The 26,518-nt window shown below is 43.4% G+C and carries 29 protein-coding genes and 1 pseudogene; 14 read left to right on the forward strand and 16 right to left on the reverse strand.

What is annotated here, in order from left to right; translation table 11 throughout:
* The first annotated feature begins 235 nt into the window (after positions 1-235).
* Positions 236-1,444 carry a selenium metabolism membrane protein YedE/FdhT gene (gene yedE / locus PGH26_RS00670; protein ID WP_323692116.1) on the forward strand — a complete coding sequence of 403 codons (1,209 nt, stop codon included), beginning with the start codon at positions 236-238 and terminating at the stop codon, positions 1,442-1,444.
* Positions 1,434-1,673 carry a sulfurtransferase-like selenium metabolism protein YedF gene (gene yedF, locus PGH26_RS00675; protein WP_323692117.1) on the forward strand — a complete coding sequence of 80 codons (240 nt, stop codon included), beginning with the start codon at positions 1,434-1,436 and terminating at the stop codon, positions 1,671-1,673. The genes yedE and yedF overlap by 11 nt, the downstream gene beginning before the upstream one ends.
* Before the next feature lie 98 nt (positions 1,674-1,771).
* Here yedF and yiaA read toward each other — a convergent pair whose 3' ends face one another.
* The 3 genes from yiaA to PGH26_RS00690 all read right to left on the reverse strand — a co-directional run bounded on the left by yiaA (position 1,772) and on the right by PGH26_RS00690 (position 4,049).
* The gene (gene yiaA, locus PGH26_RS00680; RefSeq protein WP_323692118.1) at positions 1,772-2,242 is read right to left on the reverse strand and encodes an inner membrane protein YiaA; all 471 of its coding nucleotides are present in this window, start codon (positions 2,240-2,242) and stop codon (positions 1,772-1,774) included.
* A gap of 197 nt (positions 2,243-2,439) precedes the next feature.
* Positions 2,440-3,066, reverse strand: a complete 627-nt coding sequence (locus tag PGH26_RS00685) for a nucleotidyltransferase family protein (protein ID WP_323692119.1) — start codon at positions 3,064-3,066, stop codon at positions 2,440-2,442.
* The gene (locus PGH26_RS00690; protein WP_323692120.1) at positions 3,063-4,049 is read right to left on the reverse strand and encodes an XdhC family protein; all 987 of its coding nucleotides are present in this window, start codon (positions 4,047-4,049) and stop codon (positions 3,063-3,065) included. Before PGH26_RS00690 ends, PGH26_RS00685 begins: the two co-directional genes overlap by 4 nt.
* Before the next feature lie 132 nt (positions 4,050-4,181).
* On the opposite strand from PGH26_RS00690, the gene PGH26_RS00695 reads away from it, so the two are divergent.
* From PGH26_RS00695 to PGH26_RS00705, 3 genes are read left to right on the forward strand one after another with little or no spacing between them, the layout of a single operon-like run.
* Entirely contained in the window at positions 4,182-6,527 is a 2,346-nt protein-coding gene (locus PGH26_RS00695; RefSeq protein WP_323692121.1) for a xanthine dehydrogenase family protein molybdopterin-binding subunit, read from the forward strand.
* Positions 6,524-7,360 (forward strand): FAD binding domain-containing protein, encoded by an 837-nt coding sequence (locus PGH26_RS00700; protein ID WP_323692122.1) that lies wholly within the window; start codon positions 6,524-6,526, stop codon positions 7,358-7,360. Before PGH26_RS00695 ends, PGH26_RS00700 begins: the two co-directional genes overlap by 4 nt.
* A complete protein-coding gene (locus PGH26_RS00705; RefSeq protein ID WP_323692123.1) occupies positions 7,357-7,845 on the forward strand; it encodes a (2Fe-2S)-binding protein in 489 nt (162 codons plus the stop codon). The genes PGH26_RS00700 and PGH26_RS00705 overlap by 4 nt, the downstream gene beginning before the upstream one ends.
* Before the next feature lie 35 nt (positions 7,846-7,880).
* Here the strand turns inward: PGH26_RS00705 and PGH26_RS00710 are convergent, their stop codons facing one another.
* The 5 genes and pseudogenes from PGH26_RS00710 to PGH26_RS00730 all read right to left on the reverse strand — a co-directional run bounded on the left by PGH26_RS00710 (position 7,881) and on the right by PGH26_RS00730 (position 13,199).
* Entirely contained in the window at positions 7,881-8,267 is a 387-nt protein-coding gene (locus PGH26_RS00710; protein ID WP_323692124.1) for a hypothetical protein, read from the reverse strand.
* Positions 8,268-8,457: 190 nt separating this feature from the next.
* Positions 8,458-8,916: a hypothetical protein gene (locus PGH26_RS00715; protein WP_323692125.1), complete on the reverse strand. Its 459-nt coding sequence runs from the start codon at positions 8,914-8,916 to the stop codon at positions 8,458-8,460.
* 313 nt (positions 8,917-9,229) lie between these two features.
* Entirely contained in the window at positions 9,230-10,747 is a 1,518-nt protein-coding gene (gene opuFB, locus PGH26_RS00720) for an osmoprotectant update ABC transporter permease/substrate-binding subunit OpuFB (RefSeq protein WP_323692126.1), read from the reverse strand.
* On the reverse strand, positions 10,744-11,694 hold the full coding sequence (locus PGH26_RS00725) for an ABC transporter ATP-binding protein (protein ID WP_323692127.1): 951 nt from the start codon (positions 11,692-11,694) through the stop codon (positions 10,744-10,746). Before PGH26_RS00725 ends, opuFB begins: the two co-directional genes overlap by 4 nt.
* A gap of 140 nt (positions 11,695-11,834) precedes the next feature.
* Positions 11,835-13,199 (reverse strand): annotated as a pseudogene (locus PGH26_RS00730) (alanine/glycine:cation symporter family protein).
* A 571-nt stretch (positions 13,200-13,770) separates the two neighbouring features.
* Between PGH26_RS00730 and PGH26_RS00735 the strand changes: the two are divergent.
* Complete coding sequence (locus PGH26_RS00735; RefSeq protein ID WP_323692128.1) at positions 13,771-14,751, forward strand: c-type cytochrome; 981 nt, start codon at positions 13,771-13,773, stop codon at positions 14,749-14,751.
* A gap of 55 nt (positions 14,752-14,806) precedes the next feature.
* On the opposite strand, the gene PGH26_RS00740 is transcribed toward PGH26_RS00735, so the two are convergent.
* The 4 genes from PGH26_RS00740 to PGH26_RS00755 all read right to left on the reverse strand — a co-directional run bounded on the left by PGH26_RS00740 (position 14,807) and on the right by PGH26_RS00755 (position 17,703).
* Complete coding sequence (locus PGH26_RS00740; RefSeq protein ID WP_323692129.1) at positions 14,807-16,000, reverse strand: alanyl-tRNA editing protein; 1,194 nt, start codon at positions 15,998-16,000, stop codon at positions 14,807-14,809.
* Positions 16,001-16,087: 87 nt separating this feature from the next.
* A complete protein-coding gene (locus PGH26_RS00745) occupies positions 16,088-16,996 on the reverse strand; it encodes a DMT family transporter (protein WP_323692130.1) in 909 nt (302 codons plus the stop codon).
* 137 nt (positions 16,997-17,133) lie between these two features.
* Positions 17,134-17,376, reverse strand: a complete 243-nt coding sequence (locus PGH26_RS00750; RefSeq protein ID WP_323692131.1) for a hypothetical protein — start codon at positions 17,374-17,376, stop codon at positions 17,134-17,136.
* Between the two features lie 21 nt (positions 17,377-17,397).
* The gene (locus PGH26_RS00755) at positions 17,398-17,703 is read right to left on the reverse strand and encodes a DUF3243 family protein (protein WP_323692132.1); all 306 of its coding nucleotides are present in this window, start codon (positions 17,701-17,703) and stop codon (positions 17,398-17,400) included.
* Between the two features lie 152 nt (positions 17,704-17,855).
* Between PGH26_RS00755 and PGH26_RS00760 the strand changes: the two genes are divergently transcribed.
* A complete protein-coding gene (locus PGH26_RS00760; protein WP_323692133.1) occupies positions 17,856-18,359 on the forward strand; it encodes a general stress protein in 504 nt (167 codons plus the stop codon).
* Between the two features lie 151 nt (positions 18,360-18,510).
* Here the strand turns inward: PGH26_RS00760 and PGH26_RS00765 are convergent, their stop codons facing one another.
* Positions 18,511-18,693: a CsbD family protein gene (locus PGH26_RS00765; protein ID WP_323692134.1), complete on the reverse strand. Its 183-nt coding sequence runs from the start codon at positions 18,691-18,693 to the stop codon at positions 18,511-18,513.
* A 218-nt stretch (positions 18,694-18,911) separates the two neighbouring features.
* Here PGH26_RS00765 and PGH26_RS00770 point away from each other — a divergent pair, with 218 nt between their 5' ends.
* On the forward strand, positions 18,912-19,319 hold the full coding sequence (locus PGH26_RS00770) for a hypothetical protein (RefSeq protein WP_323692135.1): 408 nt from the start codon (positions 18,912-18,914) through the stop codon (positions 19,317-19,319).
* Between the two features lie 107 nt (positions 19,320-19,426).
* On the opposite strand, the gene PGH26_RS00775 is transcribed toward PGH26_RS00770, so the two are convergent.
* A complete protein-coding gene (locus PGH26_RS00775; protein ID WP_323692136.1) occupies positions 19,427-19,618 on the reverse strand; it encodes a hypothetical protein in 192 nt (63 codons plus the stop codon).
* Positions 19,619-19,725: 107 nt separating this feature from the next.
* Positions 19,726-19,848: a hypothetical protein gene (locus PGH26_RS00780; RefSeq protein ID WP_323692137.1), complete on the reverse strand. Its 123-nt coding sequence runs from the start codon at positions 19,846-19,848 to the stop codon at positions 19,726-19,728.
* 178 nt (positions 19,849-20,026) lie between these two features.
* On the opposite strand from PGH26_RS00780, the gene PGH26_RS00785 reads away from it, so the two are divergent.
* The 6 genes from PGH26_RS00785 to PGH26_RS00810 all read left to right on the forward strand — a co-directional run bounded on the left by PGH26_RS00785 (position 20,027) and on the right by PGH26_RS00810 (position 25,499).
* On the forward strand, positions 20,027-20,836 hold the full coding sequence (locus PGH26_RS00785) for a polyphosphate polymerase domain-containing protein (RefSeq protein ID WP_323692138.1): 810 nt from the start codon (positions 20,027-20,029) through the stop codon (positions 20,834-20,836).
* Complete coding sequence (locus tag PGH26_RS00790; RefSeq protein ID WP_323692139.1) at positions 20,805-21,488, forward strand: DUF4956 domain-containing protein; 684 nt, start codon at positions 20,805-20,807, stop codon at positions 21,486-21,488. The genes PGH26_RS00785 and PGH26_RS00790 overlap by 32 nt, the downstream gene beginning before the upstream one ends.
* A 123-nt stretch (positions 21,489-21,611) precedes the next feature.
* On the forward strand, positions 21,612-22,691 hold the full coding sequence (locus PGH26_RS00795; protein WP_323692140.1) for an AI-2E family transporter: 1,080 nt from the start codon (positions 21,612-21,614) through the stop codon (positions 22,689-22,691).
* 89 nt (positions 22,692-22,780) lie between these two features.
* The gene (locus tag PGH26_RS00800) at positions 22,781-23,605 is read left to right on the forward strand and encodes an ABC transporter permease (RefSeq protein WP_431312508.1); all 825 of its coding nucleotides are present in this window, start codon (positions 22,781-22,783) and stop codon (positions 23,603-23,605) included.
* Positions 23,606-23,609: 4 nt separating this feature from the next.
* Positions 23,610-24,383: an ABC transporter ATP-binding protein gene (locus tag PGH26_RS00805; RefSeq protein ID WP_323692141.1), complete on the forward strand. Its 774-nt coding sequence runs from the start codon at positions 23,610-23,612 to the stop codon at positions 24,381-24,383.
* Between the two features lie 27 nt (positions 24,384-24,410).
* Entirely contained in the window at positions 24,411-25,499 is a 1,089-nt protein-coding gene (locus PGH26_RS00810; protein WP_323693439.1) for an ABC transporter substrate-binding protein, read from the forward strand.
* 71 nt (positions 25,500-25,570) lie between these two features.
* On the opposite strand, the gene PGH26_RS00815 is transcribed toward PGH26_RS00810, so the two are convergent.
* Positions 25,571-26,515: a DMT family transporter gene (locus tag PGH26_RS00815; protein WP_323692142.1), complete on the reverse strand. Its 945-nt coding sequence runs from the start codon at positions 26,513-26,515 to the stop codon at positions 25,571-25,573.
* Positions 26,516-26,518 lie beyond the last annotated feature (3 nt).

Here is a 26,518-nt window from a genome sequence, read left to right on the forward strand (position 1 = left end):
TAATGGGACCTTACCTTAATCAAGTGGAACGAGCACTTACGCTCATTCAAACTCCAATCGTGATAAGTAATCAAGTCACGAATTAATCTAAAGAAATTGCCGTAATGAATAGCGGTGGAGGGGCAGCAAGGATTCCAGTAACGTTCAGGTATCCAGATAATTAGAATGAATCGTAACTTGATTTCTCTCTGATAAAGACTAAAATAGAAAAGTACTTTATTGGAGGAAAAACGAAATGAAAACTATATTGAATCCTATTTTTAAACGCTATTGGAATCCTTATGTCGTATTACTGATTGCTGGTATTCTTAGCGCTCTATACTTTGGCCTCACCTCTACTGTTTGGGCTGTTACTGGTGAGTTCACACGTCTCGGCGGAGATCTTCTGAAACTGTTTGGCGTGGACATTTCAGGGTGGCAGTACTTTGACATGGTACATCTGCAAGGAACGACTTGGAATCGCCCGGATGGCTGGATTGTCTGGGGGATGTTTGTGGGTGCTTTGATCATGGTGTTATTGGGCAATAACTTTAAAATCCGTCTTCCGCAGCAAAAACGCCGATATGTCCAAGGGCTTGCTGGTGGGATCATTGCCGGGTTCGGTGCACGTTTGGCACTAGGCTGCAACTTGGCTGCATTTTTCACTGGAGTACCTCAGTTCTCATTCCATTCATGGATTTTCATTGTCGCAACGGGACTCGGAACGTACTTCGGTGCGAAATTGACGAAAATGCGCTGGTGGAAAGGGAAGCCGACGTTAACACGCGGTGCTGCAAAACCGTCCAAAGTGAAAAAGCGTGTTATCCAGCCATATGTAGGAGTAGCAATCGCACTTGTCTACATTGGCTTGATGGTCTACTTCTTTGCAACTGGACAAAAACTACTAGGCCTAGGCGCATTATTCGGCCTGGCATTCGGAGTTCTCATTGAACGCGGTCAAATTTGTTTCACGTCTGCTTTCCGGGATCTATTCCTTGTCGGTCGAAGTATTATGGCAAAGGCAATAATCATCGGAATGGCGATTAGTTCTGTACTAACGGTTATTATTATATCCATATATGACTTAACGCCAATCACTCAAATTGCAGCGTTAAGCACATTTGTCGGTGGTGCATTATTCGGTCTTGGTATTGTTATGGCTTCTGGTTGTGAAACTGGCATGATGTATCGACTCATGGAAGGACAAGTCTTGTTCTTGCCTGTATTTGCGGGAAACATCATCGGCGCAACTTTCCTAGCCTATGCATGGGATCATTTAGGCGTTTATGATACATTGGTTAAAAGCGGAGCGAAAATTAATCTGTTGGATTCATTTGGTCCGGTCGGTGCTATTCTTGCAACGCTCGCAATGCTTGGTCTGCTTTATGCATTAACAGTTTTTCGTGAAAAACGCTACCATCGCCAGTTGGCAATGAAGAGGGGAGTGAAACACCATGCAAGCTAACAAAGAAGCCGATTTTACACTCGATCTGCGCGGAGAATCGTGTCCTTATCCTGTTGTCTACACTTTAGAGGCGCTAGAGGCGATGAAGAAAGGTGAGCTCTTGCAAGTCATCACAGATTGTCCAGGATCTTTCCGTAATGTACCTGAAGAAGCAATCGCCCATGGCTACACGTTTGCTCAAGATCCGATTAAGAACGGTCAGGAGTATCTGTTTTATATTTATGCCTAATAGTGAGTGCATTAACCTGCACTTCCCGGAAAAAGCTGGAACCAAAGTCGAATTGACTTTGGTTCCAGCTTTTCGTTAGACAAATGAGAGATTCAGGTTTAATTATGCTCTCTGGCTTTCTGTGTATCTCGGACGTTTTTCTGGACCGTGATAGCCGCAAAGATACTTAAAACAAATGCCATTCCATAAAAGCCTTTTTCACTTAAAATGATACTGCCTGCATTGTACAGCCCGATTGCCATGAGTGAAATCGCAACAATGAGAGCAAACCAGCTTAGTCCGTAGTAAATGTTAGTAACGGGGATATCCTCGTCTTTGTCTCGCACTGCTTTTTGCAGGGAAACGGCTGCGTAAAGTCCGAATATCAAAATCGCAAAGTAGTAACCTTTTTCATTCAGCTCCATAGCAGCATTAAAGAGACCCACAAGATACGCACTAATTCCGATAACAAGGGCTACCCAGGAAGCCCCTTTAAACGCGGGAGTAGGTTCTCCGTCTTTTCTCTCTGTTTTTCGTTTAGGTTCATCTCCGCGTTCTCTATCAAAAAAGTCTTTAGGATCGTTCGTCATTGGAAGTTTCTCCTCCCCTTTTCAACATCATATCCAAACGCGTATCTATCGGCAACCCTTTTTGCAACATTCGGTAAGTTTGATAGAATGTGTTCTTGCGCGATTGTCTAGATATATATGGGGAGAAGTACATGTATATGATAGTGGCTATTTATTTTTCCATCATCATTCTTTGAACGGGGCTCAACAATATGAATTCACCCAAAATCTATGAGCACGGACTTTAACTCATTGAACGTTTCGTAATCGTCCTTTGTATCGACATCGAATACAAGCGTTCGATCTGCACACGGTAATAATCTGCCCTTTTGAAGAAAACTTCCCCGCAAGATTGCCCGTGCACCTCTGTCGCCCCGTAATTTCATGAGGTCACCATAAATTGAAGATGAAAAGAGGACGGGTGGCGTAATGGATTGGTCAACTGTTGTCGCTGCAAATTTGAGTGCAGGATTCTGTTTCAAGCAGTCGATTAGTCCGGAAATCATTTGCAGGGTGATAAATGGCTGATCCGCCAGCATGACAATCACGCCCTCTGCTCCATTCTCCCGCGCCTGTTCAATTCCGCAGCGCAAGGATTCAGATTGACCTTCATGGGAGGCAGTGCATTTGATGATTTTACATCTGTCGTTTTCCTTCATCTTAACCGGAATCCAATCTGCATTGTCGCATACCTTTGTAATTACATATACTTCGTCAAGTGAGGATTCCAAAGCGGTTTCGAGTGCTAAACTTCCTAACGTCATACTTCCAACAGGTAACGCTAGTTTGTGAGATCCCATTCGACTGCTTTTTCCAGCAGCAAGGTAAACGCCAACAATCTTCATAAGTATTTCCCCTGTCTAACTGCAATAAGTTCAGCCGCGATGCTGATCGCAATTTCCTCAGGTCCATCTGCGCCTATCGAAAGTCCGATAGGTGTGTGGATTTTGCTTGGAATTTCTCCGCCAAATAGCCGACTCGATCTTTTTTTAGAACCGAGTATGCCGACATATAATAACTTCAAGTTGAGTAAGTGCTCCACAATTGCTGCGTCAGTTTGAAAATCATGAGTCATGACAACAACGGAGTCTAGCGGACTAAAATTCACGTCAGCAATTTGTTTCCGGATATCCCCAATTTGGATTGACGCTGCAGTCGGAAAGTGTTGCTTGTTGCAAATTCCATCTCTCCAGTCAAACAGATGAACAGCATATCCAATCTGAGTGGCAAGCAAAGCAAGGGGGCGTGCATCTACACCTGCACCTAATATGTAAAGGGCGGGCTCAGGCCAGATAAGTTGTGAATAGAAGTGTTCCTTTCCTATCTGGAATTGTCCGGCTTTAGTCTGGAATGGTCTCGTTACATCCTTGTTTAACAGCATCTCCACGGAAGACGAACCATCTTGACCCATATAGGTATAATCATCGAAGTCTGTCATCGATTGCAGTAAATGGACGGGTTCTTTTTTTATTAATTGTTTGTAGATAAGTCTAAGGAATTGTCTGAAGTTCTCATCAATATCACGTACCAACACTGTTACAACCCCGTTGCATCCTGCTCCGCGGCCCCAGCCTAGATCATCTTCGGCACTCAGGTCATAGTCTGCAAGTTCAGCTTTTCCAGTATGAAATAATCGACTGGCACGCGCAGACAAGTCATTCTCCAGGCATCCGCCGCTAACTACGCCTATGCGGTCCCCATTTTCTTGAAGAAGCATCCAAGCCCCTTCCTTCCGATATGAAGATCCATCAACATTCACAATCATTGAAAGAACAACGGCTTGGGGATCATTTAAAATCGTTTCAATCATGTATTGGATGGAATACACATGACCACCTCATTTCTTACAATCTACTATTGCCCATGAGTTTGCGTTCTATTCCAATACAACTTATATAGTTGCGTGATTATGGAGAGGATAACAAGTAATTAGATGGGCTTATTCAGGAGGAATGTATAAATGACTACTGGCGGATGGAGCTTTGTCGGGAAACCAGAACAACGAATTGATGCTGTAGAGAAGTCGACAGGGAAAGTCAGATATGTAGGGGATTATTCAGTACCTGGGTTGATGCATGCAAAACTTGTGACGAGTACACAAGCGCATGCCAAAATTACATCTATAGACACGACAGAAGCTTGGAAGGTGCCTGGCGTACGTGCCATTGTGACGGGAGAGGTATTTCCATACCATATCGGTCCTATTTTAGCGGACCGGCCGCCTTTAGCATTCGAGAAAGTCAGATACTGCGGGGAGCCAGTTGCCATCATTGTGGCAGATCATGAGTACCAAGCGAAGTTAGCAACAACGAAAGTGAAAGTCGAATACGAACCGCTGCCCATTGTGAATTCTGTTCAGCAGGCATTCCAGACTGATGCACCGCTCGTACATGAGAATGCAGGAAGTTATACGAAGATTATCAGCAACGTCTATCCGAAAACCGGAACGAATATCGGCAGTCATATTAAAATTCGCAAAGGAAACTTTGAAGATGCATGGGAAAGTTGTGAAGAAACGATTACTGCGAATTATTCATTTAACTTGTCGGATCATGTGGCATTGGAGACAAGAAGTACAAGGGTGGAGATCAATCCCAGAGGGAAAGTTATCGTCCATTCCTGCAGCCAGTCTCCATTTACGATAAAAAAAGTGCTCAACCAGTTTTTTAATATCGAAGTAGGAAATGTTTTAGTTCACATCCCGATGATTGGCGGTGCGTTTGGAGGCAAGGGGACGGTTCAGTTAGAACCTCTGGCTTACTTAGCTTCGAAATCAGTCGGGGGAAAGTTAGTCAAACTTGAAATGGATCGGGAAGAAGATATGACAACATCTCCTTGTCGTGTCGGTCTGGACGCAACGGTTCAGCTTGGGGCAACGAAAGAAGGAAAATTAGTTGCGGGGAAATATACGTATTTGCTCGATTCAGGAGCGTATACAGACCAGGCGGCGGGGATCACAAGAGCAGCGGCTTTAGATTGTACAGGTCCCTATGACATCCCGAATGTATGGTGCGATTCCTATTGCGTCTATACAAATCATCCATTTGCTACTTCTTTTAGAGGGTATGGCCACCCTGAACTCACCTTTGCGGTTGAAAGAACGATGGATCAGCTGGCTAAACAGCTGCAGATGGACCCTATTCAATTGCGTATTATCAATGGTATTAAACCTGGACACACGACACCAACTCAAACGGTGTTGACTGCGAACAATATAGGAGACATCGAAAAGTGCATCAATCGTGTAAAAGAACTCATCCAATGGGATGAAGGGCAAAAAATGGTGAGCGGCAAAAATAAGGTGCGTTCGAAAGGAATCAGTACGTTCTGGAAAACCTCTACGACGGCAACGAATGCAGAAGCGGGTGCCATTTTGACATTTGAAGCAGATGGCAGCGTGAATTTGAATTGTGCAGCGATCGAGTTAGGACAAGGAACTAAAACAATCCTAGGACAAATTCTAGCGGAAAAGTTAGGGATGGAAATGGACAAGATCCATGTAACGATGGAAACGAATACACAGTATGATCCGCATCAGTGGCGAACCGTTGCCAGCAGCTCGACATTTTTGGCAGGACGGGCAGTCATTGCAGCTGCAGATCATGCAATTACCCAATTGAAGAAGACTGCGGCGACTGTGTTGAAATGTTCACCTGACGACTTGGATGTTGGCGGGGGGAAAGTGTACTTAAAACCTGATCCCGCTTTCGGTGTTGATATAAAAGAAATAGCGTTGGGATATACCTATCCAAGCGGACATTCAATTGACGGACAAGTTGTGGGAATTGGAAAGCATATTCAACGGCATTTGACACCGATGGATGAAGAGACGGGCTTTGGTAAGCCTGGACCTTGGTGGTCGGTTGGAGTGCAGGCGGTGGAGGTGGAAGTGGATACACGAGATTTCACATATACCATTTTAAAAGGCGTCACCGTTCTTGACGGGGGGACGATTATTAATCCGAAAACAGCCGAACAGCAGATGCGCGGAGGGATGTATATGGGACTTAGTTACGCTGCGAGTGAAAAGTTTATATTCGATGAACAGGGGGTTGTGCAGAACACAGGTCTCCGTAATTATCCGATGCTGCGGTATGGGGAGCAGCCTGCTCAATATCTAGTGGACTTCATCGAATCTCCTGCTGCAGACGGTCCTTTTGGGGCAAGAGGGATCGGCGAGTATGGGGTCATTGGTGCTCCAGCCTGTTTAGCAAACAGCCTTTCTCATGCACTGGATACAGCGCTTAATCAATTGCCGCTCACACCTGAATCCCTTTGGGAAGCGAGCAGGGGGGCAGATGAATGATTGCATTTGACTTCAACTATATAAAGCCGACAACTGCTAAGGAAGCCAGCAAGTTGTTTCTTAACGCGAAGCAAGAAGGGTATAAAGCGATGTTCTATTCAGGCGGTACGGAAATTATTACATTAGGTCGTGTAAATCGGTTGCAAACAGATATGGTCATCGACTTAAAAGGGATTCAAGAGTGCAATGTATTGGAAATAAGCGATAACGAATTAATCATAGGCAGTGCTGTTTCTTTAAATGAGATTACCCATTCAAAGTTATTTCCTTTGTTGGGTAAGACAGTCCAGCGAATTGCAGATCATACTTCACGAAACAAAATTACAATTGGCGGAAATCTTAATAGTGAGCTGATTTATAAAGAAGGTATATTGCCCCTGCTGGCAGCAGATGCAAAAGTGAAATTAGCAAAAGGCAAGGAGCAGCGGATAATTCCCCTAGAAGCTGTTTTTAACAAGCAATGGAAACTTGATGAAGGTGAATTTCTCGTCCAAATCCTTTTAGATAAGGGCTATTTAGACCTTCCCCATAAGGCGTTGAAAAAAACCAGGATTTCTAAAGTTGGATACCCTGTTGTCTCTGCTGCTGCACTGGTTAAGGATAATCAGATCCGCATCGCTTTTAGCGGGGTCTGCCAGTATCCGTTTCGTTCTATTGAACTGGAGTCTGTCTTAAACGATACTAAGGTCCCGATAATGGAAAGAGTTGGAACAGCTTTGCGACATCTTCCCGAAGACATTGTGGACGACATTCAAGGAACTAAAGCATATCGTACCTTTGTCTTGCGGAATGTGTTAAAGGACATGCTAGAGGAATTGGAGCTGACGAAATGAAATCGCTTAGCAAAGCGTCTAAACAACTCATTCAGCTGCATGTGAACGGGGAAACACATGATGCGGTTGTACGTTCTGCGGATACGCTGCTTATTGCGTTAAGAGAACAGCTTGGATTGACAGGTGCTAAACGTGCTTGTGAAAATGGAGATTGCGGGGCCTGCACGGTTCTAGTCAACGGGAAATCTTCACATTCCTGCTTATCATTAGCTGTTGAAGTCGTCAATCAGCCGATTACAACCATTGAAGGTCTTTTAGATTCACCTGTTTCAAAAGCATTTGTTGATAATTGGGCGATTCAATGCGGTTATTGTACGCCTGGTTTTATCGTAAATTGTCATTCGCTTATCACGACTCATCCTAACGCTGATGATCAGTTAGTAGAGGAATGGCTGCAGTCCAATATATGCAGATGCACGGGGTATGAAGAAATACGGGAAGCTGTGCATACTTTGTTAGCTTCCGGACAGAAAGAAAACGAATAAACGTCCATGACTTTTAAAGTCATAGACGTTTTTCTTTAAGCTTTTTTGAAACTGTTATTGCCGCTGTTTAAAGACTGGATAAGTTGAAGGGTCTGTGCGGCCTGCTCGATTTGCTGCTGGACTTGCTCCAATTGCTGTTGTTCTGCTGTGGTGGACTGGGTAATTGCGAGACCTTGCATGTAGTTCAATTGTTGAATAGCTTGTTGAAGCTGCTGCTGGGCTTGCTGCAATGGAGCCAAGTCTCCCATGACTGTCATTTGCTGAATAACTTGTACAGCTTGCTGCATCGCTTGTAACGCTTGTTTCTTTTTCAAACCAAACTGCTGCTCAGATTGTGATTGGTTTTCCTTAAGCTGCTGTTGCTGCTGTTTAATTTGCTGTTCTTTGTAGCTTTGACCAGATGCACTGCTCTTCATCGTCATACCAACCGCTCCTAACTAAAGTCATCTTTTAGATTATCTTTAGTTTGTCCTAATTTGTACATTTCATGAAAAGATTTATGATCCAAAGCTGGCAAAATTCCTTTACTTGAAATTTCCACAAGAAAAATAGGGATTTGTCCATTTAAAAGTGACCCTTTGCACGATTGAACACAATGTAAGATGTATGAGCTTAGTTCATGTCTATGAATACGGCACGAACTTTTGGAACGCCATCCTCATCGGTATCTGTATAGCTTCCATAGACCGTCACGGAAGTGCCTTCAGGAATTTCTGTGCGTTCTCCCAGGCGGATATCATCCACCCATAAAACCTCTTCAGAGGAATCAGTGACAACATTCTTTAATCCATACTGGCCATCTTCAATGGCAAAAACCGTCCCTTTGAAAGCGACTTTTGTGTTCGCAGGAACTTCTCCCTTTGCGATATCTTCATACTCGATCACAGTAGAATCTGCTTTTAATCCTTCTTCTAATCCAACCTGATCGTCTGCAGATTCAGAACCCGCTGTTTCCTGTGATTCTGCAGCAGCTGGTTTTTTATCGGAATCTGAAACGGACTCAGATTTGTCTGCATTGTTGCATGCAGCAAGCATGAATGCTGCTGCTAGTAAAATAACTGCTTTTTTCATTTATATCGCCTCCATTGTTCATAATAATCAATTCTGCATGAAAAGAAAACTAAGTAATGGAATATGGACAAAAAAATCCTGAGTGAAAAGATACTTTTCCCCTCGATTATGAACAAGCACAACAAATAGCATTGCAAAAAATCGCACATAGTAGATGGAAGTGATTTCTTTTTTCATCGAAAATCATTTCTTTACCAGCTTGTAAGATGATTTGACTGCCAGTATAGAGTAAGATTTGAACGAATTGCAAAGGTACACCCGTTACAGAGAAAATTGATTCATGAAAAAAAGGGCTGCTGCGGCAGCCCTTTCCTCACTTCAACAATCCTGCATTCTTAAGAAACTCACGTGCCACATCTTCAGGATTTTCTCCACCCGAGTTTACGCGGAAGTTCATGTCACGCATTTCATCGTCGGTTACTTTTCCTGAAAGTTTATTTAAAACATCTTCTAGTTCGGGATACGTATCCAGTGTTTTTTTCAACAATAAAGGTGCGCCCTGGTAAGGCGGGAAAAGTTCTTCGTCATCTTCCAGTACAGTCATTTCGTACTCTTTCAATTCGCTATCTGTCGAATATGCATCCATCAGGTTAATGTCGCCAGTTTCAATTGCTTGGTACCGCAGTTTAGGTTCCATCGTTTTTACAGTAGGGAAGTCAAGACCGTACAATTTCTGGATGCCTTTGTAGCCATCTTCACGGTCATTGAATTCAAGCGTGAATCCGGCTTTTACATTCGCTTCCACTGAAGCTAAATCCGAAATCGTCTTCACTCCAGTCTGTTCTTCAAATTGCTGTGAAATTGCCAATGTGTACGTATTGTTATAGGACATCGGCGGCAATAAGACCATATCGAATTGATCGGCAAGACCATCGCGTGCTTGTTCATACACTTCCTTGCGATCATTGCTGACGGCTTCGTCTTTTAGAAATTCAGAAAGGGCTGTCCCTGTGAACTCCGGATACATGTCAATGCTTCCTGACTTAAGGGCATTGAATACAAATGATGTTTTTCCAAGACCAGGTTTCAGTTCGACAGTCAGATCAGTTTCATCTTCAATGAGGAGCTTGTACATATTTATGAGAATTTCTGGTTCAGCACCGAGTTTTGCACCCAGTACCAGCTGTTTATTCGAACGTCCAGACAAAAATGGGAACACGATAACGAGCAATGCCGCAATGAAAAATACAATTAAAGCAGTGGCAGCTCGTTTGAATGAAAGACCTTCAAACTTTTTAAGCAAGAAATCGAATGCGAGTGCTAAGAGAGCAGCTGGAATCGCGCCCATTACAATAAGAGACGGATTATTACGGTCAATCCCCAGAAGGATTAAATCTCCGAGACCGCCTGCTCCAATGAGTGCAGCCAGCGTAGCTGTCCCTACGATTAACACCATCGATGTCCGGATACCGGCCATAATAACCGGCATCGCAAGCGGGAGTTCCACCTTGGTAAGCCGCTTCCATGTCGTCATCCCCATAGCAGTAGCAGCTTCCTTTAGAGAGGGATCGACTTCTTTGATGCCGGTATACGTGTTGCGAAGAATCGGCAGCAGCGCGTATGCAACGAGTGCGATAATGGCGGGTACCTTCCCAATACCAAGCAGTGGAATCAGTAATCCGAGCAGAGCGAGAGACGGAATCGTTTGCAGCACTGCGCTAGCTCCGATAACACTTTCCGCAATCCGCTGCTTGTTCGTTAAATAAATTCCAAGTGGTATGGAAATTAAAACAGCAAAAACAAGTGCAATTAAGGAAATTTGGATATGTTCTAGCAGAGCACTAGCCAATTCTCCTTTACGATCTTGAAAAACATCAAAGAACTGACTCATGCAGTCGCCGTCCTTTCTTTCTCAAGGGCAGCTAAAAAGGCTAGAACTGACTCCCGAGACAACTTCCCAACGAATTTACCATGCTCCTCGACAGCAACTTCATCGGCAATGAGCAATGCGTCTAATACTTTACTCCAGCCGGCATCAATTGATAATGAAGGGATTTCAGCATGATTAGGTTCAGCAGCAGGTTGCATATGATCGCGTATGACAAATGGCTGCGCCCCCCGGCTGCCGATGAATTCTTGTACAAACGGTGTTGCAGGGGCAGCTGTAATTTCTTCGGGTGTTCCCATCTGCTCAATTTTCCCATCCTTCATAATGCAGATTCGATCCCCCAGCTTCATCGCTTCTTGAATATCATGTGTAACGAATACAATCGTTTTTTGTATGGTTCGCTGCAGATGAAGCAAGTCTTCTTGCAGCTTTAATCGACTGATTGGATCGAGTGCACTGAATGGTTCATCCATCAAAACAATATCTGGATCTGCAGCAAGTGCCCGGACGACGCCGATTCTTTGTTGCTGACCTCCGGATAATTCACTAGGTTTACGCTCTCTGTATGTATCTGGATCTAACCCGGCCATATTCAGCAATTCAGTAACCCTGTCGTGGATGCGATCTTTTTTCCACTGTTTCAGTTCAGGTACAATTGAAATATTTTCCTCGATCGTCATATGAGGAAACAGTGCGATTTGTTGAAGGACATAGCCAATTTGCCACCGTAATTCATGAATTGAATACTCACTGATTTTTTTATCATGAATGCGAATGGTTCCATCTGACAATGGAATAAGCCGGTTAATCATCTTCAGTGTCGTGGTCTTTCCGCATCCGCTTGGTCCGATTAACACAAAAAATTCCCCTTCAGCAATTTCGAAGTTTACATTTTCTATAACGTTCGTTTTTCCATCATATGTCTTAGAGACACCTTCAAACTTTATCATTGTCACCGCTCCTTCATTTTTAGGAAGCTCTTTTATACTCGATTTGCTAGAAAGAGATCTATATACCTTTATCCTAAAAATGAAGAAAAAAACCTCCATTGTTCAGTTAATTGAACGAATGGAGGGATGCAGCGCACCTATTACTTTTTTCTTTCTATTGGATAAAGATTCGTAAAGTAATCATTTGTCACTTCACGTACTTTCCCGCTTAGGAATAATACTGCGATCACATTTGGTACAACAACGATGGCCAGCAGTAAATCAAGGAACTTCCAAACAAATTGCAACCCGCCGAGCGCACCGATAATTATAGCTGCAATGTACACGAGGCGCATCACTTTTGAAAATCCAGTACCGAATAAGAATTCAGCCTGTTTTTCTCCGTAATAAATAATAACAACTACGGTTGTAATGACGAACAAGAAGAGGACAACCGAGATAATGATACCGCCAATTGCTGCACCGAAGACTGTACTATATGCTTCTGTCACCATCGAAGAGGCGTTATCCGCATCAATGACTTTCCAAACACCGGTCGTCAGTACGACCATTGCCGTCATTGTACAAACAATGAGCGTATCGACAATAACTTCAAATACTCCCCAAAATCCTTGCTTTGCCGGATGATTATTCACCGCAGCCGCGTGTGCTATCGGTGCGGTTCCGATACCCGCTTCGTTGGAGTAAAGTCCGCGTGCCAATCCCCATCGGATAGCTGCAGCAACACCAGCACCTGCGAATCCGCCTGCTGCAGATAATGGCTGAAATGCATATGTAAAGATAAGTCCGAATGCTGCAGGCACTTCTGTAATATTGAATGCAATTACAATAAGTGCACTGACGATATATACGACCACCATCGATGGAATAAGTCGTTCTGTCACACGGCCTATTGTTTTAATTCCTCCGAAGGAAACCAGTGCTACTAAAATGGCAATCAGAATTCCTGTAATATAAGGAGGCAACCCAAACGAACTGTCGATTGTTGTTGCAATTGAATTGGACTAAACCATTGTACTGGCAATAATTTCGATCATCAGTGCAAACGCAAAAAGATACGCAACCTTTTTCCAGCCAAGTCCTTTTTTAATATAATACATGGGACCGCCTACATAATCCCCTGCTTCGTTCTTCTCCCGATATTTGATACCAAGGACGACTTCAGAATACTTCGTGCCGATTCCGATCAGCGCAACGAGCCACATCCAAAAAATTGCACCTGGTCCGCCAAGGGCAATCGCAACAGGCACACCGACAATGTTGGCGGCGCCCATCGTAGAAGCAAGTGCTGAAGTAGTTGCCTGAAATGGTGTTAACGTCCCGTCCCCGGAGCCTTTAGACAAGATCTTCCCGAACGTTTGCCGCAGTATGTGAGGCATGTACTTGAATTGAAAGAATCCGAGACGGATGGTAAGAAAAAGCCCTCCGCCGATTAGCAGTACAATAATTGGCGCTCCCCATAAAAAATCTGAAATAACTGCTACCCATCTTGTAAACGTATTCAAATATCCCATCCCCTTTGAGTGCTTGAAATCGTGCGTGGAAGCTTCAAGTTCTACATGCCGAACATATAGTGAATTCCGAATTATAAATCGGATTAAATACTATATTAGTGAAACAATAAAAGAGTTGTCAATCATTTATATATAACAGAATATACAGTCTATTTTTATTACATTCATAAACAATTATTATTCAAAAAGCGATGGAAGTTTAAATTATGGGATGATTTCCTTGAATCTCGTTTAGGATGGTTCAAAAGGGTAGTGTAGTTTGCCTATTTAATGACAAAATGCTGAATTAACGTGACTTGACTAAGAATGAGGCAGATGAATGACTGACAGATGTTATGAATAAAGATAGGCCAAGTTAAGAAGGCTCAATTGATTGGGAAATAGTATTAGGTCGAAAGTGAATAAGAACGTTTATAGGGGGATACCGACGGATGTTCTTTGCTTTGTGTCAAAGTCAGTTATGAACTAAGGGGATTCCCTATTTCATCCCAATTTACTTTAATGCCATATCTTTAAAGAATTCTATTTGATACAATAGTCTCAAAGAAAGGAGGAATTAAAAATGAGAAAAACCTCTACTTTAGTACTAACTGTGTTGGTGGCTGTTTTTGCACTTACAATTGTCCTTATGTCTTTCCAATTAAAAACGAACAAAGCAGCTGAAAATGATGGTGTAGCAGATGTAACTGAAACTGAATCCGGCAGCGCTGCAGGTGGGGAAATACAACACAATCCGCCCTCAATGGATGATGTGCCAGACGATGAGCTAGGTGATGCTATTAAGCGGGGATACGACCTTGTAAACGATACATCAACGATTTTACGGGGAGAAGCTCCCACTGCAGAAGACGGTGAGAAACTGGTAAACGAACTGTCTTGTACGAGTTGTCACGCAGGTGCTGGCTTGGACAGTGAAGTTTCTTCGCTAGTAGGAATGTCAGCGGTGTATCCGATGTATATCGGACGTTCCGGTAAAATTGTATCATTAGAGGATCGCATCAATGGATGTATGGTTCGAAGCATGAATGGAACCAAGTTTGAAAGTAATGATCCAGACTTAAAAGCAATGGTCGCATATATGACGTATATTTCTGAAGGAATTCCAGTAGGTGCGGAGTTGCCTTGGCGTCATCAGAGTAGTGTAGACGACATGCCGATTCCAAGTGTGGCAGATGGAGAAAAAGTTTATCAGCAATCTTGTGCAACATGTCACGCGGGTGATGGAAGCGGAACTGGTTCAAACACTGGTCCAGCATTATGGGGAGATGGTTCCTTTAATGATGGTGCAGGGATTGCACGTCTGACAAAAATGGCAGGTTATGTGCACAACAACATGCCGGTCGGTAATCCGGGAAGTTTGTCAGACCAGGAAGTTGCTGACGTTTCAGCGTTCATTCTATCCCAAGACCGTCCTGAGTTTGGAAATCACGAAGGAGATTGGCCGAATGGCGGACGTCCTAGCGACTCGATGACAAAAGAACGCCGCGATGAGATCAAAGCAGGCACAATCGACTGGGAAGCAGTCATTGGCAAAAAAGAATAAATGGAAACCCCCAACGCTTAATGACTGCGATTGGGGGTTTTTATGTTTCTTCTATTTATGCATGAACGGGAATAGAACGCTCCAGTAATTCTGCCAGATCTTCAGCAGGCATTGTCCGTGTACCGCCGCCTTGTACTGTTGACGCGGATCCACCGCCTTTACCTTCAATTGCAGGCAGTGCAATTGCTGAAATTGTTCGCATATCTGGCGTAAGCGAATTTGTACGCGATGCCACGAATTGCAACTTCTCGCCATCTTCCGAAACGAGTATAACAATTGCCTGCTCACGAAGCGCAAGAGTTTTACGGGCAAGCTTTTGCAGCTCTTGCATGGAGCGGCCTGAATAGACTCGACGAATGACGGTAGTTTTTCTTCCAGCAAGAGCAGAAGCTTCAACATCCAGCAGTTGTTCATTTACAGCTTCTAACTGCTTTTCTAAGCTATGCTGTGCATCTAATAGTTTTTGTGTGGCGTCAGCTGCTTGTCCTAGAGGCGCGCTCAGCAGCCGTGCAACGTTCGTAAGTTCGTCATGAACCACGCCCAGCTGACGGAGAACACGATTACCGCATACAAAGTGAATGCGTGTATTCTTTTTCTGCTTTTCAGTTGAAATAATTTTTAACGATCCAATTTGTCCAGTGGAACTAGGGTGTGTGCCCCCGCAGCCATTTGTATCGAAGTTCGGAATGATTACAAGGCGAATTTCTTCATCGACACTGACTTGTTTACGAAGTGAATAGGCGGACAACTCATCTTGCGTTACCCATTTCTGCTCAATCAATCGATTTTCAAGGATGATCGCATTAGCAAGTGATTCCGCTGCACGGAGTTCATCATTGGAAACATGTTCAGTCGCAAGGTCAATCGTCACCAGTTCCCGGCCAAGATGAAAACTTACAGTGGGGTAGTTGAAAAGCTCAACGAAAGCAGCTGTGAGGATATGCTGTCCTGTATGTTGCTGCATATGATCGAATCTTCGCGACCAGTCAATTTCCGCTGAAATAGTTCCGCCCGCGGTGAGAGGGTTTTCTAGATAGTGTCGAATTTCTCCATCGACTTCTTCCACGTCCACAACCGCAATGTCTGCAATATGACCGGTGTCATGAGGCTGCCCGCCGCCAGTTGGATAAAACGCAGTGTTTTCCAGTACCGCAAACGGTCGTCCAAATTCATCAACCGAATGTTGTGTTACTGTGGTCGTGAAGCTGGTGCGATAGGGATCTTGATAATATAGACGATCTTGTAACATTAAAAAAACTCCTCTCTAGCTTGTCTCTTTTTCCATGTATTCATTGTACGGGGTTGCTGTCCTATATGCAAAAACGTCTGGACTGCATTAAAGCAGTCCAGACGTTTTGTTCAGGGCTCGTTTAACTCGCCGTTGTGCAAGCGAAGGTAATGTCATCCCGATTAGTATGATGAAGATCCCGATGATTTGGATAAACGTTATATGTTCTCCGACCAATACAACGGAAGCAGTCATAGCAACCGGGAGCTCCATGGCGCTAAGAATAGAGGTCATAGCCGTCCCGACTTTTGGAACGGCGATCGAAAAGAGATAAATAGGAATAATGATCCCGAATAGGCCGAGAACCAGCCCGTATAGTAAGAGACTTGACGTGAATAATTGTCCCGTCCAAACAATTTCAGGGGATTGGAAACACATAATGACAATCGCTGCAAAAAACGAAGTGAACAGCAAGCGGGTAGTAGTGTCCATCCCTTCGACAGCTTTCTGATTTGCCATCACAAAAGAAGCGAAGCTTGTTGCAGAAGCTAATCCGAATGCCCAACCTTGCCACGGGATGCCGCTTAAATCTACATTTAAGATTCCTGCTGCGAAAATCGTTCCTGAAAATAAGAAAATGAGTGAGATGACTTCAACCCTTTTTGGGTAACGACGCCGTGCAATACAGTCAAACAGCATCCCGATCCATGTGAATTGAAAGAGCATAACAACAGCTAGTGAAGCAGGCATATATTCAACGGTTTTTCCGTAAACAATACCTGTTAAAGCGGTGAAAAATCCCGCAAGTATAAGTGTCCAGCCTCCACCAAAGCGAGGGCGTTTGTGCTGAATGATAACGAACAGTAAAATAGCGATTAGAAAACCGATCGTATATTGGCTGGTAACAGCTTGAGAAGCCGTGTACCCATCTTTAATTGCTAATTTAACAATTGATGAAAGAATTCCGTAACTGCTGGAAGCAATGATTACGAGCAACGGATAAAACCAGAATTTCATAAAGCAATTCCTCCTAAGCTAACTAGTATATCATGCTCATTTCCATTTTGAAACATAAGATGTCTAACCTCTTTTATTTCCCGGGAAATAGAAACACAAAAAGACACCCTCAATGAAGAAGGTGTCCATGAAAAGTACTATCGCCCATTATACTTTTCTTCGCTTGAAGACTGATCTTTAGATTTTCGATGATTTTCTTGTTTTTCTTCTTCCCATTCCATCCTTGTGTCTTCCACAGGAACAGCATCCACGGTCTGCATATCCTCATGCATATCGAAAAGGGACTCCTTATCTGTTCTGACCGCGTCTGGATTATCCAAATAGGGTTGTACAACCTCTTTACGGTCTTCGGATGTAAAAGACTTTTTCTTGTCGTTCATAACTAGTCCTCCTTTAAGGAGTTACTCCGCTTTGACGAGCTTCAGCAAAAGACTGGACAGTGCTTTTTGCTCTTCTTTATCTCCGACCTTCCAGAGTTCTTGAAGGACGTATTGTTCACGATTTTTAGGTTCTTCATGCTTTGCAAGGTAGCCTGCTACATATTCCGTAGCTTTCGTGAGCTGTTCTTCACTTAGTCCTAACTTTTCACCTTTGTTTACTTTGTCGGAAAGATAATCCTTAAACGATGTAAAGTTCTTTAAAATATCTTCCTTCTTTTCACTGTCCATTTTGTTCAGTTCGCCTTCAACTTTGCCTTTAACGTCCATAGGAAGCATTCACTCCTTCTATTTGATACTAATAGTATTGACTAATCGAGAAAAAATAAACATTAAAAGAAGTGTTTCTAAAGTTGTCTGTTTGGGGAATAGATACATACATATGGTCTGATTAATTTTAAAGGGAAGGAAGTGAACGAATCATGAAAAAAAAACGGTATGTAGGTACATTCCATTCGATTGATAATGTGCTGATAAAAATTACGGAGCTGAAGTCGTTCGGATATAACAAGGACGAAATTTTGGCGGTATCCAATTTAGATGACAACGATCGGATGCTGGAAGATCAAACAGATATTGTATTAGCCACAAGAGAACAAGATGGCTTCCTAGGGCGTATGAAATTCTTTTTTACAAATGAGCAGCCTGCGAAAGAAGCTTTTGAACAGCTCGGTTTCAATGAACAGCAAACAAAAGCATTTTACAACGAAGTCAAAGACGGCGGTGTCGCTTTATTTGTATTGGATGATCCAGAATCTCCCCGCCACCCGGATCCCTCAAGTGAAAACAGCAAGGTCAATGCGATTTCTACAGACAGTTCGAGTGGAATATCGGATAGCGGGGCTCCGCTTGAAAATGCAGGTGAAGATGCCGAAGCGGAAGAAAACGCTGGCAGATACCCGCGTATAAATACGAATAATCTTTAACGCAAAACCCGACTCATAAAAAGTCGGGTTTTGTATGTCAATACATCATTTTCATTGTTCTCCGGCTCTGTCAGCAAGGGGAAAAATTCGGCATTAAAAAAGGTTGCAAGCAGGCCATGGAAACATGACTCGCTTGCAACCTTTTTCTAATTTAATGGCGATCGTCTTTCATTTCGCCAATCTTTTCTTGAACTTCACCCTTCATCTTATCGTACTTACCATCTGCTTGTTTTTTAGCATCGCCAGTTGCATTACCATATTGGTCTTTTGCTTCACCTTTAGCTTTGTTCACTGCGCCTTTTACTTTGTCTGAAAAACCATGATCTTCACTCATCAAAAAACCTCCTAAGTTGTATGTAGTCTTTTAATACCCCTGCATAGCAAAGGTTAAACACAGATTGAAACCGGGTATAGATATTACCGACTAATAGAACCATAAGAGAATGGACCTTCACTCTTAATTGGAAATAGGTCGAATCAAGTCTATTGGAAACACAAAATTATTTGTATACTTATTAGTAAATACTTTTATAAATTCCCGGAGGTGATGAGATGATTCGCAAGGGAAGATTTGCCCGCTGGAATGAGAAAGAATATGAAATCAGTTCTAGAAACAAACAAATTTACTTAGCGACAACAGATGCAAAGGAATTGAACAATGGATTTTCACGTATGGGCGGCTCTACTGCCACGTTACTCAGACCAGTGGATGTAAAAGAGCTGGAAGACGCATATGAAATTGTGCCTTATGCAATACTTGAGGGTCATCGATTTGCGATTGAAGGACTTGATCCTCTTACTGGAATGGTGAAATTAGTGACCAACAACGCGTATGCGGTTAAAAAAGTGGAACTGCACCCATATGGCAGTGACGCATACATGATCGAACTTCCTTATAAGAGCATTACTGTAGAAGAAGACCGTATTCCAATACTTGGTTTTGAAAATAAATTCGTCTAAAAAGCCCGTTCGCCTCTATAAAAGAGACGAACGGGTTTTGCTGATTCAAAGATAGTTAACTGCATAATGGATGCTCACTTTACGAAATTAGGGAGTGATTCATGTGATTAGCTTAAAAAACTGTCGAGCAGTCCTCTCTTTTTTGAGGACTCATTTCCTGATGTGTGCTTCCGGTCTCCGCGCATCGGCGTATTTGCAAAATCGTCCACTTGTTTAGAAAGTTTGTCTCGTGAATCTTTGTTTCTCATCAGGTAAGCCGCGCCTAACCCAATTGCAGCAAGTGCCAACTTTTTTCTCATAAAAAATCCTCCTTAAAAATTGTAGTATGTATTAAATTCCCCGATTTATAAAATACAAACAGCAGCTGGAATATTTCCAGCTGCCGGTATCGAACCTAGAGCAGAGCTTATTTTGAAGAACTGCCTCCTGCGAATGAGTCAAATTGCTTCATCATCTTAGTCCTGGCATCTTCGTTGCGCATTAAGTACGCAACACCAAGACCGAGAGCCACAAGTGCTGTCTTTTTCATAATGAAACACTCCTTCTCATTTACATTCGATTCACCCCTAATTTACCCATTATCTAAAGTGATTATACAAAAAAAGTCATATTCTCATCGTTTTCTAATGAATCTTTCATGATGTTCACATTTCAGTCTTGTAAAGTTGTATTTACAAAGAAAAAACATTTGGAGGAGAGGAAATCACATGGCGATCGAAATCTTTAGCAGGAAAGAACAGAAGTATTTGATCACACGCCGTCAATATAAAGAATTGGTTGAACGTATCGGTCCTAAAATGCGAAATGATAAAAATGGAACTGAAGGAAGATATTCTGTCACGAGCCTTTACTTCGACAGTGCAGACAAATCCATTTATTTTGAAACGAAAAACAAGTTGAAGTACCGCCAAAAGCTTCGGTTACGTGTTTACGATGAAGCGGACTTAAACAGCACTGCCTTTTTTGAAGTGAAGCAAAAACATAATAAAGTAGTCAACAAACGTCGTATGCTATTGCCGCTGAGGGAGGCATATCGCTATCTGGAAGGTGATACAAAAGAAGATTTATCGGACATCGAGACATCTAATGCCCAAGTCATGAAGGAAATTGATTATTTCCGACAGTACTACAACTTGGAACCGGAAATGGTCGTGAGCTACAGTCGACATGCGCTTCATGGAGTAACGGATCCGGAATTGAGAATTACGTTCGATTTCGATCTTCGCTGCAGAAAAAACGACTTGCACATCGAGAATGGACCCTATGGAGATCATTTCATCGACTCGGATCTTGTTGTTTTAGAAGTGAAAGTGGATCATGCTGTACCCCTGTGGCTTGCACGGATGTTGCAAGATTTGAACTGCGAACAGCGCAGTGCGTCAAAGTTTTGCACAAGTACCGAATTATTAAGCGGGGAAGTAATTCCGCAAACGGGATATACAGAACCGAAAGAATTAGAACAACCAACAATTGGAGGAATGGAAGATGGATCAGATCACGAGCTTGTTTACATTTAATGGAGTAGAGGGTTCACCAACAATTTGGATGAGTCTTGCAGCAATGGTTTTAGCATTTGTACTTAGTTTAATCATTACAAAAGTGTACCAAATCACGTTTACAGGAGAGCGGTATTCACAAGCGTTTGTCCATACGATCATTATGATGAGTGTGGTTGTGTCGGTTGTAATGAATGTAGTCAGCGGTAATGATGGAGTTGCATTTGGGTTGTTTGCTGTATTCTCTTTAATCCGTTTCCGAAGCGCCGTTACAAACGCAAAAGACATTGCTTACATTTTCTTCGGACTATGTGTCGGGATGACAGCGGGGCTTATGCAGTTCCCGCTTGCGATTGTGTTGACACTGTTTGCTAGTTTGATTTTCTACTTCTTGTACAAAGTAGATTATGGCAAAGGAAAAGATACACAGCTGCTGAAAGTGACTGTGCCTGAGAACTTGAATCACGAAAACTTATTAGATGATATTTTAGATGAAAAAACTGACTTCTACCAGCTTCGACAAGTGGAAACTACGAATCTGGGTACGATGATCTTATATACATTTGCCATCCGCAGTAAAGTCGAAACAAAAGACCAAGTTCTTCTTGATGCTATCCGTGAACGCAATGCGAACTTGAAAGTATCGCTTTCTTACTTAGAAATGCGCGACTAACTGAAATAGAAATCATCCCTTATCTTAAAGGGGTGATTTTTTTGTTCCGTGTTCGACACGATGCACGGAAACTCGTATACTAATAACAACTAAACAATATATAATTTGGAAGGAGGCTGTATCTTGACTAAGAAGTTGTGGTTCCAGTCAGGTGTCGCCATTTTACTGGCATTATTGATTATTAAATTCTTTTTAGAAATCAATTACATCTTTGCACCAGTTGGTATTATTGCAAAAGCTATTATCCTGCCGCTCGTTTTAGGTGGTGTGCTGTATTACATGACAGAACCGATCCAGCGTTTCCTAGAAAAGCGGAAAGTACCCAGATGGGGGAGCATTTTAATCATTTTCGTCATCTTAATCGGAGGCGTTTATGCGTTCTCTGCAGTTGTCGGCCCGCCTATTGCAAATGAGGTTAACAAATTGATCGATAATGGACCGACGATTACCAAAGAACTGACTCATTTAAAAGATGTGGCGCTTGAACAGAAGAAAGATTTACCTCCTCAACTAGAGGAATCACTCAATAGTGCAGCTGATAAAATCCAGTCCTATGCGCTGAAATTTGGCGGCTGGTTTGTTTCATTCTTACAATCATTCGTTCAAGCGATTGTTTTACTTGTACTCGTACCTTTCTTCTTCGTCTTTATGTTGAAAGATCATGAGAAATTGGCACCTAAGATTTACAAGTATTTCAATGGGAAGCGCCGTGAGTGGGTTAAGAAAACAATTCATGACATTGACCACGTGCTGCGCAGCTACATTCAAGGACAATTTTTAATCAGTGCGATTCTCGCAACGATTATTTTAATCGGTTATTGGATTATTGGTCTGCAATATGCACTGCTCATCGCCATTTTTACGTTGTTTATGAACCTGATTCCATTTATCGGCCCGTGGATTGCCGTAATGCCTGCAATTCTCATCGCATTTGCCCAAGATCCGAAATTGGTCATTTGGGTGGCAGTCATCACGTTAATCGCGAACCAAGTGGATAGTAACTTCATTACCCCTAACGTAATGGGGAAATCACTCGACATTCATCCGCTTACCGTCATCACCTTGCTACTTGCAGCTGGTAATATTGCAGGGTTTGTCGGAATTATCGTGGCTGTACCTGTATATGGAGTAGCAAAAGTCATCGTCACTAACATTTACGCAGCTCGAAAAGATATTAAAAAAACCGCCACCAAGACGGTTTAAAAAACTCCGCATCCGATAGTGGGTGCGGAGTTTTTTTGTGCAACTGCCCACCCAGCCTAGTAGGCCGGCGCATAGATTGAGGTGAGGTGGTGAAAGTGACTCAGTCAGGTAAACTTGCGCAAGATCCAGTGCGCGTAGAACGAGCCGAATGGAAACGTCAGCAAACGAAAGCCCGATTGCAGCAGTTGCTCACAGTCGTTTCTCCAGTTTTTTTACTTGTGCTCTGGGAAGTGCTATCCAGAACAGGCGTCATGGATATCCGTTTCTTCCCGCCGCCGACTGCGATTCTGCATACATTCTGGGAACTGCTAGTTAGCGGAGCAATCGCAGAACATGTAGGTGTCTCCTTGTACCGGATTGCATTAGGATTTCTTGCAGGTGTGATTCCAGGAATCATTATTGGACTAATGATGGGGCTATTTACGCCGATTCGGCACTTTGTTTCGCCTCTTGTGATGGCGCTAATGCCGATTCCTACACTAGCCTTGCTTCCGATCATCATTATTCTATTCGGAATTGGAGATTTGTCGAAAGTCATCACAATTGCAGGAAGTGTTTTCTTCCCAGTCGTCATTAATACGGCTGCAGGTGTTCTTAACATCGACAAAATATACCTAGATGTCGCGAACAACTATGGGGCGAGCAAGTCTCAATTCTTTTTCAAAATCGCACTGCCTGGGGCACTTCCGGTTATGTTGGAAGGAATACAAATGGGGCAGGCGATTGCGCTGTTAACAATCGTGGCGGCGGAAATGATGGGTGCAACTTCTGGTATCGGGTATCTGATTTGGACGTCGTACAAAGCGTTTCTTCTTCAAAATATGTTTGTTGGGTTAATCATGATTTCGTTCTTTGGTTATTTGTTCTCGTTGCTGTTAAGGGGTCTTCAGAAAAAACTGCTGCCGTGGAGGTGAACAGATGCCCCCTAAAATTGAAATTGATGATTTGACGAAAGTGTTTGTGAAGAAAACAGGAAGTGTGACAGCGCTGCAAAATAGCTCAATGACCATTGAAGACGGCGAGTTTGTCTGTCTGGTTGGTCCGAGCGGATGCGGCAAAACTACGCTGCTGCGCATTCTGGCTGGACTTGAGAAACATAGTGCCGGAACTTTTAAGATTAACGCTGAACAGTCGAAGCGCCCGTTGCAATCCATGGTGTTTCAAGAAAAAGGGATATTACCGTGGATGACTGTTAAAGACAACGTCGCATTCGGTCTCTCGATGCGTAAGGTTTCGAAGGACGTCATTGCAAAACAAACAGCTTATTATTTGGAGAAAACCGGTCTCACCCAATTTGCTAATCTTTATCCGAGTGAATTGTCTGGAGGTATGAAGCAGCGTGTCAGTATTGCCCGTGCGTTTGCCAATGACCCAGAGATTTTGTTAATGGATGAACCATTTGCTGCTTTAGATGAACAAAATAAGTTTATCCTTCAAGAAGAATTGTTAAGTATTTGGGCGGAAACGAAAAAAACAGTGCTGTTCATCACCCATAGTATTGACGAAGCATTGATGCTCAGCGATCGAATCTTACTTATGAGTGCACAGCCAGGGCAAATCATTCAGGAAGTCAGAATTGACCGCCCGCGTCCGCGAAAAATCGAGGAAATACGGAAAGATCCCGAATTGGCAGCACAGTTTGTCGATATCTGGCAGCATCTGCAAAAAGAAGTGCAGAAATCGAGAACATGACGAAAGGGGAAGCGTGTGAAACAGTGGATGAAAGTAGGTTGGCTGTCGGTTATATTAGGTGTTTCGGTTGTACTTGGAGGATGCGCTGAGAAGGAAACAACGAAGCCTGCGCCAGTGACAAAGCCGAGCGATGGAGCTGAAACAGGTGAGCTTACACCGCTTGAAAAACGTACGAAAGTGGTTATCGCAGAAGATGGCGCGGCGTCCGGAGCTGGATTTTATATTGCGAAAGAACGCGGGTATTTCGATGATTATAACATTGACGTGGAATTTACTGATTTCGCGAATAGTGACGATATGCTTCCAGCACTTGCTGCTGGGGAAGTCTCAATTGCCGGCGGAGTTTCTACAGCTTCGTTCTTCAACGCAATCGCTCAAGGCATCGATGTACGAATCATTGCGGATAAAGGGCACAATATGCCAGGCGAATCGTATTTCTCTTTCGTCATTGGCAATCACATGAAAGATGTCATTAAAGACTATCCAGACTTCAAAGGGAAAAAAATTGCGGTGTCTTCACGCAACTCGATAGATGGATACATCTACGAGGAAATGCTGAAGCATGCGGGCCTTACAGAGGAGGATGTAGAATACGTCCATATCGCTGATTTTGGTGCAATGCTCGGTGCGATTGACTCAGGAACAATCGATGCTGCGCTCAATATCGAGCCGCTGATCGCACAGGGAATAGACAAAGGATTCCATGTGCGTTTCGGAGATGCAACGGACTATGCTCCAGAATCACAAATCGCGATGGTACTCGCATCACCCCAATTCATGGAGGACGAAGAATTATCCATTCGCTTCATGGCGGCCTACTTACAAGGGGTTCGGGACTACAACGATGCATTCTTTGAAGAGGTAGATGAGGATGCAATCATCGACATCATGGTGAAGCATACAGCGCTGAAAGATGCGGAGTTATGGGATAAAGTCTTTGTAACGGGGCTGGATCCGGACGGAAAGATGTTCGTGGATGACATTCAAAAACAATATGACATGTATAAAGCAAACGGTGCGATTATTGGGGACATCGATTTCGACAAAGCGATTGACAGCAGTCTTGCAGAAGAAGCCGTTGAATTACTCGGGGAATATGAAGCTGCTAAGAAGTAATGAAACAGACTGTCCGAAACGTCAGGTTGTCTGACGTTCGGGCAGTATTTTTATGGAGTTAGTCGCAATTGTCATTTGGCGGCAACAGCAGTTTGCCAGCTATGCAGTAACATGCCGATAATAATAACAGCGATACCGGCTAAAGACAGAGGACCTGGAAGCATCAGGTTAAGGAGCAGCATTTCACCGGCCATAGCAAATATAAGCTCTAGGGACTGTGTCGCTTCCACTGCAGCAAGTCGTCCCTGATCATGTTGGACAAGATCCGTTGCCATGAAGAACAAAGTCGTGGCAATGACACCGGAACTCACCCCGACTACAAATGACTGACCAAGCTGACTGAGAGAAGGAAGCCCGGCAGTAATCCATGCATAGATTGCAAGCGCAAACCAGACAGGAACTGTCATCAAAGTCATGGCAAGTACCCGTTGAAACGTATCCAGTGATCCGCCTAACAGTTCCATCATCTTGCGGTTGCCGAGCGGGTAGGCGAAGGCCGCAACAAGAACAGGCAATGTCCCAAACGCGAGGGCTTTTCCTGTCACTGACTGCGCATGAGGGATTTGGATAAAGACCACCCCTGCAAGAATGACAAGTGAAATGATAAGTGATGGCAGGGGAATCCGCTGTCTAACCCGCTGTTGGCCGTTCGCTGTTTCTATGGTGATGAAAAACAGTGGAGCCAGTAACACTCCTGCTACAATCGTCAGCTGCCAAGTTCCAGCCAGCAGCCAGCCGGGGGCATATGCTGCTGAAAAAGTTAACGGACCATAAAATAGCACAAAGGCAACAAAGCTCCATGCAAAAAAGGGCCACGGTTTGGCCGTCATTTCACGCTTGACCGCCCCGAGACCCTTTCGTGCACCAACAATTGCAAAAAGAAACGGAACCATGAAGAAATAGCGGAGTGATGCACTCCACATCCAACTGCCCCCCGATAGTTCCATCGAGCGGTTGAGCACAAATGTAACCGCGAAAAAGACAGCGGCAAGTACGCCCAGCCAGATTCCTTTCATGGT

Source organism: Sporosarcina jeotgali (assembly GCF_033304595.1).
Classification (GTDB): domain Bacteria; phylum Bacillota; class Bacilli; order Bacillales_A; family Planococcaceae; genus Sporosarcina; species Sporosarcina jeotgali.

Coding starts and splice junctions, on each gene's coding strand:
- yiaA (WP_323692118.1), bottom strand. CDS start 2,242: ATGACGAACGATCCTAAAGACTTTTTTGATAGAGAACGCGGAGATGAA.
- PGH26_RS00705 (WP_323692123.1), top strand. CDS start 7,357: ATGAAATCGCTTAGCAAAGCGTCTAAACAACTCATTCAGCTGCATGTG.
- PGH26_RS00710 (WP_323692124.1), bottom strand. CDS start 8,267: ATGACGATGAAGAGCAGTGCATCTGGTCAAAGCTACAAAGAACAGCAA.
- PGH26_RS00740 (WP_323692129.1), bottom strand. CDS start 16,000: ATGTTACAAGATCGTCTATATTATCAAGATCCCTATCGCACCAGCTTC.
- PGH26_RS00810 (WP_323693439.1), top strand. CDS start 24,411: ATGAAAGTAGGTTGGCTGTCGGTTATATTAGGTGTTTCGGTTGTACTT.
- PGH26_RS00790 (WP_323692139.1), top strand. CDS start 20,805: ATGGATCAGATCACGAGCTTGTTTACATTTAATGGAGTAGAGGGTTCA.
- PGH26_RS00715 (WP_323692125.1), bottom strand. CDS start 8,916: ATGAAAAAAGCAGTTATTTTACTAGCAGCAGCATTCATGCTTGCTGCA.
- PGH26_RS00725 (WP_323692127.1), bottom strand. CDS start 11,694: ATGATAAAGTTTGAAGGTGTCTCTAAGACATATGATGGAAAAACGAAC.
- yedE (WP_323692116.1), top strand. CDS start 236: ATGAAAACTATATTGAATCCTATTTTTAAACGCTATTGGAATCCTTAT.
- PGH26_RS00815 (WP_323692142.1), bottom strand. CDS start 26,515: ATGAAAGGAATCTGGCTGGGCGTACTTGCCGCTGTCTTTTTCGCGGTT.
- PGH26_RS00785 (WP_323692138.1), top strand. CDS start 20,027: ATGGCGATCGAAATCTTTAGCAGGAAAGAACAGAAGTATTTGATCACA.
- opuFB (WP_323692126.1), bottom strand. CDS start 10,747: ATGAGTCAGTTCTTTGATGTTTTTCAAGATCGTAAAGGAGAATTGGCT.
- PGH26_RS00775 (WP_323692136.1), bottom strand. CDS start 19,618: ATGAGAAAAAAGTTGGCACTTGCTGCAATTGGGTTAGGCGCGGCTTAC.
- PGH26_RS00685 (WP_323692119.1), bottom strand. CDS start 3,066: ATGAAGATTGTTGGCGTTTACCTTGCTGCTGGAAAAAGCAGTCGAATG.
- PGH26_RS00770 (WP_323692135.1), top strand. CDS start 18,912: ATGATTCGCAAGGGAAGATTTGCCCGCTGGAATGAGAAAGAATATGAA.
- PGH26_RS00760 (WP_323692133.1), top strand. CDS start 17,856: ATGAAAAAAAAACGGTATGTAGGTACATTCCATTCGATTGATAATGTG.
- PGH26_RS00745 (WP_323692130.1), bottom strand. CDS start 16,996: ATGAAATTCTGGTTTTATCCGTTGCTCGTAATCATTGCTTCCAGCAGT.
- PGH26_RS00805 (WP_323692141.1), top strand. CDS start 23,610: ATGCCCCCTAAAATTGAAATTGATGATTTGACGAAAGTGTTTGTGAAG.
- PGH26_RS00695 (WP_323692121.1), top strand. CDS start 4,182: ATGACTACTGGCGGATGGAGCTTTGTCGGGAAACCAGAACAACGAATT.
- PGH26_RS00780 (WP_323692137.1), bottom strand. CDS start 19,848: ATGAAAAAGACAGCACTTGTGGCTCTCGGTCTTGGTGTTGCGTACTTA.
- yedF (WP_323692117.1), top strand. CDS start 1,434: ATGCAAGCTAACAAAGAAGCCGATTTTACACTCGATCTGCGCGGAGAA.
- PGH26_RS00750 (WP_323692131.1), bottom strand. CDS start 17,376: ATGAACGACAAGAAAAAGTCTTTTACATCCGAAGACCGTAAAGAGGTT.
- PGH26_RS00765 (WP_323692134.1), bottom strand. CDS start 18,693: ATGAGTGAAGATCATGGTTTTTCAGACAAAGTAAAAGGCGCAGTGAAC.
- PGH26_RS00755 (WP_323692132.1), bottom strand. CDS start 17,703: ATGGACGTTAAAGGCAAAGTTGAAGGCGAACTGAACAAAATGGACAGT.
- PGH26_RS00735 (WP_323692128.1), top strand. CDS start 13,771: ATGAGAAAAACCTCTACTTTAGTACTAACTGTGTTGGTGGCTGTTTTT.
- PGH26_RS00700 (WP_323692122.1), top strand. CDS start 6,524: ATGATTGCATTTGACTTCAACTATATAAAGCCGACAACTGCTAAGGAA.